Below are 10,456 nucleotides of genomic sequence, written 5' to 3'. Positions count from 1 at the left end.
AATAAACAAAATTTGAATATATAGTTCGCAGTAGATAGATATATTAGAAGCACCTACTGCTTTTTTTAATGAAATCTCTCTTTCTTTTTTATAAATCCAAAATAAAACCGCAGAAATACCAGAAACAATTGCAACAAGAATAAATTTATAATAATACTTATTTGCTGGATCTATATGTGTCACATGTAGTTCTTGAAGATCTCGTTCATTCAGCATTTGAACATCTCCCGAAAGCACTTCTTTACTCCTACCCATAAACTTTTTTATTTCGTTATGAATAGATGATGTAGGATTAACAACTGTTAATTGTAATTGTTTACTCTCGATAATACCTTTTTTAGATATAGTAGGTAAGTTTTGAAGTGGAACGTATATGCCTGCTACACCGACGTCACTGTCTTTTCTTGATATAGTTCCTATTTTTTTATATGTATCATCAAATTCATATAACTCCTCTACATTCGTTTGATCGCCAACAACCATATCGTTTACATTTTCACGATGAAAATATTGTCCTTCAGAAATATATGGCTTCCAATAATAATCATCTTTTAAATTCACAGCTATGATCTTTGTTGCCCCTGAACTATTTAATGCTTTTAAATGCTCTACATAAATATCACTTTTAACAAAAGTATCTTGTATGAAAGGAATTATCTCTTCCAATTCAGTTGCATTCGCTATCGGAACAGTTAAAACTTGGTTCTTCTCTGGAAAACCGATTTGAAAAGCCGATATAAAGTTTCGTTTAGACTCTGTTAAAAGTGCGGCTATTGATATAGAAAGAAAAGAAATAAAAAATGACATAAGGAGAATTAAGAAAAACAGTTTATTGCTTTTTATATTTTTAAAAGCTAGGTACATGTCTGTGCTCCTTTTAAATAAGAAGGAGATGATGAACATCCCCTTCTCCTTATCTAAATATTTATAAAGACAACTGTTTAATGCTTTTTACCACTGTAATCGTAAGTTACCATTACTATCAAAAGTACCTTTGTGTGTATCTTCTTGATAGCCATTATTCTCATTTGCATAATGCTCCGAGTATAGTCCTTTTGCACCAAAGGCGTTATATGCACCATTACTCACAGTTGCGTTTAATGCTCTTCCAGATTCATGGGATCCTAATTTGTCTGAAGCGCTTTCAATATATGAATTATTTCCATTTGATTTAATAAAAGAAATTGCTACTGAACAACGAGATGCATTTTGATTCGTAGTAGTTTGAGCTCTGTAAGATAGTAGGTTACCGCTTTTGTGACCGCTTAGAGTTGGATAGAATGCACTTGTTGAGATTGATGTTGCTAATAATACTAAAGTCGTAATTGAAAAAACTTTTCCTTTCATTAACAATCACCTCATAAATTTAATAGTTTAGTAGCGCTACATCATCATAATATCCTTCAAATAAATTCTCCTCAACAAGAAACCCCGATGTTTTACAAACTCTTTAAACACTTAAACATTCATACATTTTTAAAAAGTAACGGATAAGCAAGCAATACAAAAAAAGGCTGCAGAGAACTCCATCTCCGCAGCCTAATACTTATTTTTGCAAGAACGCCTTTAAATCTGCAAATTGTCTCTTTGCGTCTTCATAGCCTTGCTCGTATAAATTTTGTAGTTTTGCTGTATCTTTTTCCATACGATCTACTTGAAGCGGCACTTCTGGACGAATAACAAATAAATTCCCAGCTTGTTCTTCTTTTTCAATGTAGTGAAGTGTTTCATTATACACTTCATAACGATTCAGCATCGTGTTAACAAGGTTCGGATATTTTTTATAAGCTTTCGCAGCAACCCACCCAAATCTTGATTTTTTCTTTGCGTAACCGTGATTTCTCGTTAAAATTACGACTGATTTTTTAAATCCATCCTCTTGCGCTTTACGAACTGGAATTGGATCAGAAATCCCGCCATCTAACAGTTGTTTACCGCGGTAATTTACTACCGGTGCAATGAAAGGCAATGAACTAGACGCTTGTAATAAATTTAGCGCATCATCATTCGTTCCTTCTTTTTCAAAATAAACAGATTGCCCAGTTTCACAATCCGTCGTTCCTACAAGGAAACGTTCTGGGCTATTAAAGTATGTTTCAAAATCAAACGGAACATGCTTTTCTGGGATTTCATGAAAAATGAAATCCATATCAAATAGTTGACGTTTTCTCCATAAGTTTTTATACGATAAATATTTCGGATGTGATGCATAATCAATATTGACCGTTTTATTTCTATTTCTTTGTCTGGAAAGATACGACGCTGCATGACAAGCACCAGCTGATACACCGATTACATATGGAAAATATAAATCTTGTTCCATAAAGTATTCTAATATCCCGCCCGTGTACACACCACGCATACCGCCGCCTTCTAATACTAACCCCGTATTTTCAAGCATGTTACTCTCTCCTCTATATATATTGACTCTTTAATTATTCACCATGTTAAGTATCTTTTTCTATTATATATGAGTTCTTTCAGAAATTATATTTAAAAGACTTGAGAAAAAGGAGTTTTTTCTTCCAATTATATTTCCAAATGATCGGAGACATCCTTTATAAACCTTTGGATAAAGTCTTGCTCTTCTTTCCTATATCCATCTAAAAGTAACAACCACTTTTCTTCAGCTTGCTTATGCAATTTTTCATGAGCTTTATATATTTCATTCCCACTTTCCGTTAAGCGGAAGAAGATTTCTTTTTGATTATCTAACATTTGCATCTTCTCAACGAATTGCTTTTGAAACAACTTTGTACAAATTTTAGAGATTGCTCCCTTCGTCATGCCCATTTCTGTCGTAATTGCCGTTACATTCATCAAACCATTTTTTCCGATACATTCGATTACATGTAACTCAGATAAAGACATACTACTTACGCCTGTCTCACGAAGAAACTTCTCATTTTGTCGTTTTAAATATTCTTCTTTTTTATGCAAAAGTGTACGAATGTCCGAAAGTATTTCCATTTGCTTCGTTGCATGCTTCAATCCGTTCGCCTCCTAAGTTTCCAAAGAAACAATTTAACTATATACCATTTTAAAACCATTTTTTCATCTTTACAAGTAAGAAAATCATGTTAAAATAAATTTAGTTTCCGAGGAAACTAAATCACAAGGAGGTTAACATGATGAAAAAATCTAAACTAACTCTTATTTTATATGTTGTCTGTATTAGTGCCTTATTCGGTTCCTTCGCGCAAAATATTTACACACCTATCTTACCGATGATTCAAAATTCTTTTCACACTTCTCTTTATCTTGTAAATGTAACAGTTTCACTTTTCACATTCGTTCTTGCAATTATGCAGCTCGTATATGGACCTTTAATTGATACAAAAGGAAGAAAATCTGTCCTTATTCCTAGTTTAGTCATTAGTACAATTGGTTCAATCGGATGTGCTTTTTCGGCAAACATTTATTTATTTCTCTTTTTTAGAGCTGTTCAAGCTATAGGAATAGCGGCTATACCTGTAGTTTCAGCAACGATTATCGGCGATTTATTTGAAGGAAAAGAACGCGGAGACGCGATGAGCCTATACCAAATGTTACTTGCCCTCGCACCTGCAATGGCTCCACTCATAGGTGGTTATCTTGGCAGTATACATGGTCACTTATCTGTATTTCTCTTTTTATCTACACTTGGCATTATCTTATTAATTATAAACATTTCACTACTTCCAGAAACAAAGCCAAATGTAATTAAGCGTTCTAAAGCACAAAAGAATTACTCTCTTATCTTAAAAAATAAAACTGGATTTTCTATTACTCTTATTGGCTTCATTCAATTTTGTATTTACTTTTGCTTTCTCGTTTTTTTACCGAGCATTTTAGCAAATTCATTTCATTTAGCTACAAATGAAATTGGTCTTATGTTTGTGCCAATGTCTCTTTCTATCATGCTAGGAAGTTTTTGCTACAAGTTTTTGCAAAAACGCCTCACAACAAAGCCAACTTTATTTATTACGAGTTTCTTCAATATTATATGTGTCGTTTTATTCTCTTTCACATATAGCATCAATATCTCATTCATCATTATCGTTACATCTTTGTACGGTTTTAGTATGGGACTTTCTATGCCAACTCACACTACTTTATTAACAGAAGAATTCGTACAAGAACGTGCAACAGCTATCGGTATATACAACTTCATCCGCTATCTTGGTATGGGTACAGGGCCACTTATAGGTGGATTTCTTTTATTTAACCAAAATTACTTTTGGATTTTCTTCCTAGGCGCAATTATGTTTTTACTTGTAATCTTATATGCAATGAAAATGCTAAGTTTTCATGCTGTACAAAAATTAAAATAGAGCCCCCAAAATGTCGGCTCTATTTTACCCTCTTTGATCCGCAACAATATGAATATCAATATACTTTGTTTGTCTCATAATTTCATTTACAATAGAGCCTTTTCGTATTTCTTCCCACCTTGTTCTTGCAGATTGTCCAAGTAAAATTTGCGTCACTTGTAATCTTCTTGCGACTTCAATAATAACATCCGCTGGTTTTCTCCCTTTCGCCTCTTCTAATACAAAACTCGCATCAAATTGATTGGTTAACGATTTCCACTCTTCAATCGTCTGCTTTTTTCCAGCTGAAATAGAATCTATATTTTCCCTCTCAACGTTTAATACGTACAATTCAGCATTTAACCGATCAGCCATGCGCCATCCCCGTCTTATTAATTTCTCCGCTGTTGAACTGTATTGTACACAAACGAGAATTTTTTCTTTTACGCCAATTGGTTCTATTACTGTTTGGCTAATTTTCTCGTCCATATCATCGGCAACTTCTCGAAGTGATAATTCCCTAAGTGCTCCTAAATTATTAAGTGTAAAGAAGTTTTGTAAGCTTTGCTGAATTTTTTCTTCTTTATATATCTTTCCGTCTATTAGTCTCTTCCTTAATACCTCAGGCGTTGCATCAACGAGCTGAATTTCATTTGCTTTTTGTAAAATAAAATCTGGAATTCGTTCTCTTACTTTTACATTCGTAATTTGAGCTACAATATCATGAACACTTTCTAAATGTTGAATATTAAAAGCTGATAATACCGATATACCAGCCTCTAACAATTCCTGCACATCCATATAACGTTTCTTATGTTTAGAACTAGGAACATTACTATGCGCAAGTTCATCCACTACGACTACTTGCGGCGCGCGTTTTTTTATTCCTTCCACATCAAGCTCATAAAATACCTTTCCTTTATACTGGATTTCTTTCAAAGGAACTTTTTCTAAATCAGCAATTGCTTCTTCCGTCTCTTTTCTTCCATGCGTTTCAATTAAACCAATTACAATATCAATTCCATCTTTTTTCATTTCCCTTGCATCAAAGAGCATTTTATAACTTTTTCCTACGCCTGGAGCTGCTCCTACATATAGCTTTAACTTTCCGCGATTTTGCTGACGAATATATTCTAAATATTCCTCTGGCGTTCGCCTTTGGAACTTCGGTTCATAATCATCTGCATACAAAATAAACACTACCTTTCATTCGAAACAACGCTACCTCAATCCTTTAGATTGAGGTAGCACTGTTGCTATTTTATTAATTTCTGTAACTCTAAATTTAATTTTAAGACGTTCACACGATCTTCTCCAAACAAGCCGAGTGCAGCGCCTTCCGTTTGATCCTTAATCAATTGATTAAGTTTTTCTTTCGGAATATTCGTTAATTTCGAGATGCGATCCACCTGCACCGAGGCCGCCTTTGGACTAATATCAGGATCAAGCCCTGAACCTGAATTTGTCACTAAATCTATCGGTACTTCTGTAACTGGAACAGCTGGATTTTTTTCCTTCCAGTCCGCAATACTTTTCTCTACTCGCTTTGCTAAATCTGGATTAGATGGTGCATAGTTATTTGAACCAGATGCTTCAGCCTTATATTCAATACTAGAAACACGCCCTTGAAAATAACGTGGATCCGTGAAGTTTTGACCAATTAATTTAGAACCAATCACTTCATTTTTATCATTATATATTAGACTTCCATCCGCATTATCCTTCATCACTGCTTGTGCAATACCAGTAACAATAAGTGGGTATACAAGTCCACACAACACTAGAAATGTAAAAGTAATACGGATAATTGGTGATAGCATACTTTGTTTCTTCTCCATCTTTTTCCCCTCTTCCTTATATGAACAAGCCGACAATCATATCAATTACCTTAATTCCAATGAACGGAACGATAACTCCGCCAAGCCCATAAATAAGTAAGTTTCGGCTAAGCAATGCATTAGAACTCATCGGTTTATATGCAATACCTTTCATCGCTAACGGAATGAGTAATGGAATAATAACAGCGTTAAATATTAATGCTGATAAAATCGCTGACAGTGGTGATGTTAATTTCATAATGTTCAATGCCTCCATTTGCGGAATCGCAAGTGTAAACATTGCTGGAATGATTGCAAAATATTTCGCTATATCATTCGCAATACTAAACGTCGTTAAAGCACCTCGTGTCATTAACAATTGCTTACCGATTCCTACAACCTCAATAATTTTCGTTGGATTCGAGTCTAGATCAATCATGTTAGCCGCTTCTTTCGCTGCTGTCGTACCACTGTTCATCGCTAATCCAACGTCCGCCTGTGCTAATGCTGGAGCATCATTTGTACCATCACCTGTCATCGCTACAAGTTTCCCTTTATCTTGCTCTGCTTTAATAACAGCAATTTTATCTTCCGGTTTACACTCGGCAACGAATTCATCTACTCCAGCTTCTTTTGCAATCGTTGCTGCCGTTAACGGATTATCACCTGTACACATAACCGTTTTAATCCCCATTTGGCGTAACTGTTCAAAACGCTCACGCATACCCGGTTTTACTGTATCCTTTAAATAAATTAAACCATAAATACGATTATCTACTGCAACTACAAGTGGTGTTCCACCCTCTTTTGAAATTAAGTCTGCTTTTTGATTTACATCTTTCGGAATTATTCCGCCTTGTGACTCAACCCATTCAATAACGGCACCTACAGCACCTTTTCTCACTTTCGTTCCGTCTTGTAAATCAACACCACTCATTCTCGTTTCTGCTTTAAACGGAACAAACTCACCTTGTTCTGCAAGTTCTCTATTGTATGATATAGATTTTCCCTGCACATACTCGATAACAGATCGACCTTCTGGTGTTTCATCTAAAACAGAACTAATAGCGGCCCACTTTCCAACTTGCTCAATCGTTTCATTTCCTACAGGTAATAATGTATGAGCCATTCGGTTCCCAAAAGTAATCGTACCTGTTTTATCTAAAATAATTGTATTAATATCGCCCGCAGCTTCTACTGCTTTCCCTGACATCGCTAACACGTTAAATTTTGTCACCCGGTCCATCCCAGCAATACCAATCGCTGATAGCAAACCACCAATTGTCGTTGGAATTAAACAAACTAATAATGCAACTAGCACAGCAGTATCAATTTGAAACCCTAAATAATTTGTAAAAATCGGCAACGTCACAACGACGATCAAGAAAATAAGAGTTAAGCTCGTTAATACTGTATTTAAAGCAATCTCATTCGGCGTTTTTTGACGAGCAGCTCCTTCTACTAAAGAAATCATTTTGTCTATAAATGATTCACCAGGATTACTCGTAATGACAATTGTAATTTCATCACTTACGACCATCGTTCCACCTGTTACGGAACAAAAATCACCGCCTGCTTCTTTTATAACAGGAGCTGATTCCCCTGTAATTGCAGATTCATCTACAGATGCTAATCCTTTGATTACTTCGCCATCATTCGGAATCATTTCTCCTTGTTTTACGATAACAACGTCACCTTTTGTAAGATCAGTTGCTGAAACTTGGACAATGTCTCCATTTTCTTTTACAACATTTGCAAACACATCTTTCTTCGACTGCTTTAAAGAATCGGCTTGCGCTTTACCACGACCTTCTGCTAATGCTTCTGCAAAATTCGCAAATAAAACTGTAAATAATAGAATGAGAGAAACTGTTATATTAAACCAACCTGGTATACTACTAGAACTACTTGGAAGAAAAGATAAAATGAACGTAATGATAAATCCAATTTCCACAACGAACATAATCGGATTCTTTATCATGACTTTCGGATTCAATTTCGCAATGGATTGCTTCATCGCATGTGTTACGATATCACGATCCATCGTTTTCGCTTGTCTAACTTCATCTTCTACAGCATGTATTTGTGACTCATTTAATTGTTTTTCTTTTACTACTACCGGTCTCATCATTTACCCTCCATTACTTCAATGTAAGAAATTCTGCAATTGGTCCGAGTACTAACATCGGGAAGAATGTTAATGCACCAACAATTACAATTGTTCCGATGAAGATGCCACCAAATAAACTATTATCTGTACGGAACGTTCCGACTGTTTCTGGCACTACCGTTTTTTCTTTCAACGAAGCTGCCACAGCTAGCATCGTAATTAAACTGAAGTAACGTCCTAAAAACATAACTAAACCAGTCGTAATATTCCAAAACGGTGTATTATCTCCTAATCCTTCAAATCCAGATCCGTTATTCGCAGCTGACGATGTATATTCATATACAACTTGCGTTAAACCGTGGAAACCGGAATGAGAAATAGCATCCGTCCCTAAATTTGTTGAAAGAGCTAATGCCGAAAAGCCTAAAATGAGCAATGGATGAAATAAAATCGTGACCGCAATTAATTTCATTTCCTTACCTTCAATCTTTTTACCTAAAAATTCTGGTGTCCGTCCAACCATCAATCCAGATATAAAGACTGCGATAATTGCATACATAATAATGTTCACAAAGCCTGCTCCAACGCCGCCATATACTGTATTTAACATCATATTTACGAGTGGTACTAAACCACCAATTGGTGTTAACGTATCATGCATCGTATTAACAGCACCTGTTTCCGCAGCAGTCGTTACTGTCGCATAAAGGGAAGAAAATACTGTTCCGAACCTCACTTCTTTTCCTTCTGCACTTCCTTGTACATGCTGGATACCCATTTCATTTAATACTGGATTTCCATGTAATTCAGATGTCGTAATTGTGATAAATCCTAGTAAAAACATCATGAATAGTGATACGAAAAGGATACGACCTTGCTTTTTATTTCCTACCATTCGTCCGTACGTAAACGGAAGTGCAGTTGGTAATAACATCATAAGCATCATTTGCAAAATATTACTCATTTGCCCTGGATTTTCAAAAGGATGCGTAGAGTTTGCTCCGAAAAATCCACCACCGTTATTTCCAAGTTCCTTAATGGACACGAATGATGCAACTGGTCCGCGTAATATACTTTGCTTTGCACCTTCAATCGTATGTGCTGTAACAGCCCCATCTAACGTTTGCGGTACACCAAGAGCGACAAAAACTAGTGCCGCAATAAATGCGATAGGAAGAAACACTCTCGTTAACGCTCTCGTAAAATCAACGAAAAAGTTACCAAGTTCTTTTCCAGCAAGTCCTCTTATAAAAGCCATAACGAGCGCTAATGTTGTTGCTGGTGCTGCGAACATTAAAAATGTAATCCCGATTAATTGTGATAAATAAGATAAGCCATTTTCACCGCTATAATGCTGTAAGTTTGTATCAGCCATAAAACTAATTGCTGTATTAAAAGCGAGCGTAGGCTCCATTCCTTCAATATGCGCCGGATTTAGCGGCAATACACCTTGTAATCTGAAAATGAAATATACAATAACAATCATAAATCCGTTGAGTAAAACTAATGATAATGCGTACTGTTTCCACGTTTGATTGTATTCTTTTACACCCGTAATTTTAAAAATAATTTTTTCAAAAGGCCCGAATACTTTATCTAGCTTTTTGCTACCTTGAAAAGCTTTTTCTAAATAAATCCCCGTTGGCTTTGCTACTAAAATAAACAAGAGCATTGTAATAATGACTGCAACCCAAATCATAATGAATGATTCCCCCTAATTAAAACTTCTCTGGATTTAATAATGCATACACTAAATACACTGTAATTGCTGCGACAATAACCGATAAGACAATCATCATGATTGCTTTCCTTCTTTCACAACTTTATCTGACCAACTTGCAAGACTTGCCATTGATGCAACTAATAAAATAAAAATCCCGACCATTACAACATCTAACATAGCTATCCCTCGCTTTGTTTTTGTTAAAATTTACCATTTTAATGTTAAAAAAGAACACTGAGCTCTACTCAGTGTTCAAAAAATGAACAACAAAAAGTAAACCTCCTCTCTAAACGCTTACGAGGTTAGCTGTCGGATTCGGGCCTAAAGAGTAGCCCTACTTTCAAAACTGAAAGATTCACCCCAAGTGACGATGCACAAAATTGGTTCCCCCGCTCCATTTCTGGAACTCAGCGATTTTAGGTTTTTTTGGAAATTTTATGAATGATTTATGAGAGTAAATATACTCCTCTATATTTCACTTGTAAAGGGGTAAATTACTGAAAATAATAATATT

The 10,456-nt window shown here is 35.4% G+C and carries 11 protein-coding genes and 1 riboswitch; of the genes, 1 reads left to right on the top strand and 10 read right to left on the bottom strand.

Going from position 1 to position 10,456, the window contains the following annotated elements:
* The 4 genes from ACQGSG_RS22645 to ACQGSG_RS22630 all read right to left on the bottom strand — a co-directional run.
* Window positions 1–864 (bottom strand): ABC transporter permease (locus ACQGSG_RS22645; RefSeq protein WP_426948061.1); only part of this gene is annotated, 864 nt, incomplete at its 3' end.
* Between the two features lie 87 nt (window positions 865–951).
* Window positions 952–1,347, bottom strand: coding sequence for a hypothetical protein (locus tag ACQGSG_RS22640; RefSeq protein WP_141530118.1), 396 nt, complete (start codon window positions 1,345–1,347; stop codon window positions 952–954).
* A gap of 199 nt (window positions 1,348–1,546) precedes the next feature.
* Window positions 1,547–2,401, bottom strand: a complete 855-nt coding sequence (locus ACQGSG_RS22635) for a patatin-like phospholipase family protein (RefSeq protein WP_000892680.1) — start codon at window positions 2,399–2,401, stop codon at window positions 1,547–1,549.
* Between the two features lie 128 nt (window positions 2,402–2,529).
* Complete coding sequence (locus ACQGSG_RS22630) at window positions 2,530–2,991, bottom strand: MarR family transcriptional regulator (RefSeq protein ID WP_065704854.1); 462 nt, start codon at window positions 2,989–2,991, stop codon at window positions 2,530–2,532.
* Between the two features lie 140 nt (window positions 2,992–3,131).
* Here ACQGSG_RS22630 and ACQGSG_RS22625 point away from each other — a divergent pair, with 140 nt between their 5' ends.
* Window positions 3,132–4,313: an MFS transporter gene (locus ACQGSG_RS22625; RefSeq protein ID WP_098604825.1), complete on the top strand. Its 1,182-nt coding sequence runs from the start codon at window positions 3,132–3,134 to the stop codon at window positions 4,311–4,313.
* Between the two features lie 24 nt (window positions 4,314–4,337).
* On the opposite strand, the gene kdpDN is transcribed toward ACQGSG_RS22625, so the two are convergent.
* Genes kdpDN through ACQGSG_RS22595 form a run of 6 tightly spaced genes read right to left on the bottom strand, consistent with a single transcriptional unit; the run spans window position 4,338 to window position 10,119 of the window.
* Entirely contained in the window at window positions 4,338–5,492 is a 1,155-nt protein-coding gene (kdpDN, locus tag ACQGSG_RS22620) for a KdpD-like non-kinase potassium sensor (protein ID WP_098604826.1), read from the bottom strand.
* A 56-nt stretch (window positions 5,493–5,548) separates the two neighbouring features.
* Complete coding sequence (kdpC, locus tag ACQGSG_RS22615) at window positions 5,549–6,130, bottom strand: K(+)-transporting ATPase subunit C (RefSeq protein WP_000412616.1); 582 nt, start codon at window positions 6,128–6,130, stop codon at window positions 5,549–5,551.
* A 16-nt stretch (window positions 6,131–6,146) separates the two neighbouring features.
* Complete coding sequence (gene kdpB, locus ACQGSG_RS22610) at window positions 6,147–8,237, bottom strand: potassium-transporting ATPase subunit KdpB (protein WP_001247992.1); 2,091 nt, start codon at window positions 8,235–8,237, stop codon at window positions 6,147–6,149.
* 13 nt (window positions 8,238–8,250) lie between these two features.
* Entirely contained in the window at window positions 8,251–9,918 is a 1,668-nt protein-coding gene (gene kdpA / locus ACQGSG_RS22605) for a potassium-transporting ATPase subunit KdpA (protein ID WP_098604827.1), read from the bottom strand.
* 19 nt (window positions 9,919–9,937) lie between these two features.
* Complete coding sequence (gene kdpF / locus ACQGSG_RS22600; RefSeq protein WP_223153441.1) at window positions 9,938–10,015, bottom strand: K(+)-transporting ATPase subunit F; 78 nt, start codon at window positions 10,013–10,015, stop codon at window positions 9,938–9,940.
* The gene (locus ACQGSG_RS22595) at window positions 10,015–10,119 is read right to left on the bottom strand and encodes a SipW-dependent-type signal peptide-containing protein (RefSeq protein WP_000887894.1); all 105 of its coding nucleotides are present in this window, start codon (window positions 10,117–10,119) and stop codon (window positions 10,015–10,017) included. Before ACQGSG_RS22595 ends, kdpF begins: the two co-directional genes overlap by 1 nt.
* A 100-nt stretch (window positions 10,120–10,219) precedes the next feature.
* Window positions 10,220–10,365, bottom strand: a riboswitch (cyclic di-AMP (ydaO/yuaA leader).
* Between the last annotated feature and the right edge of the window lie 91 nt (window positions 10,366–10,456).

The sequence above is a fragment of the Bacillus sp. GMa5/1 genome, assembly GCF_050172015.1.
Taxonomy (GTDB): Bacteria; Bacillota; Bacilli; order Bacillales; family Bacillaceae_G; genus Bacillus_A; species Bacillus_A cereus.
This window is presented reverse-complemented; position numbering and strand designations above follow the sequence as displayed.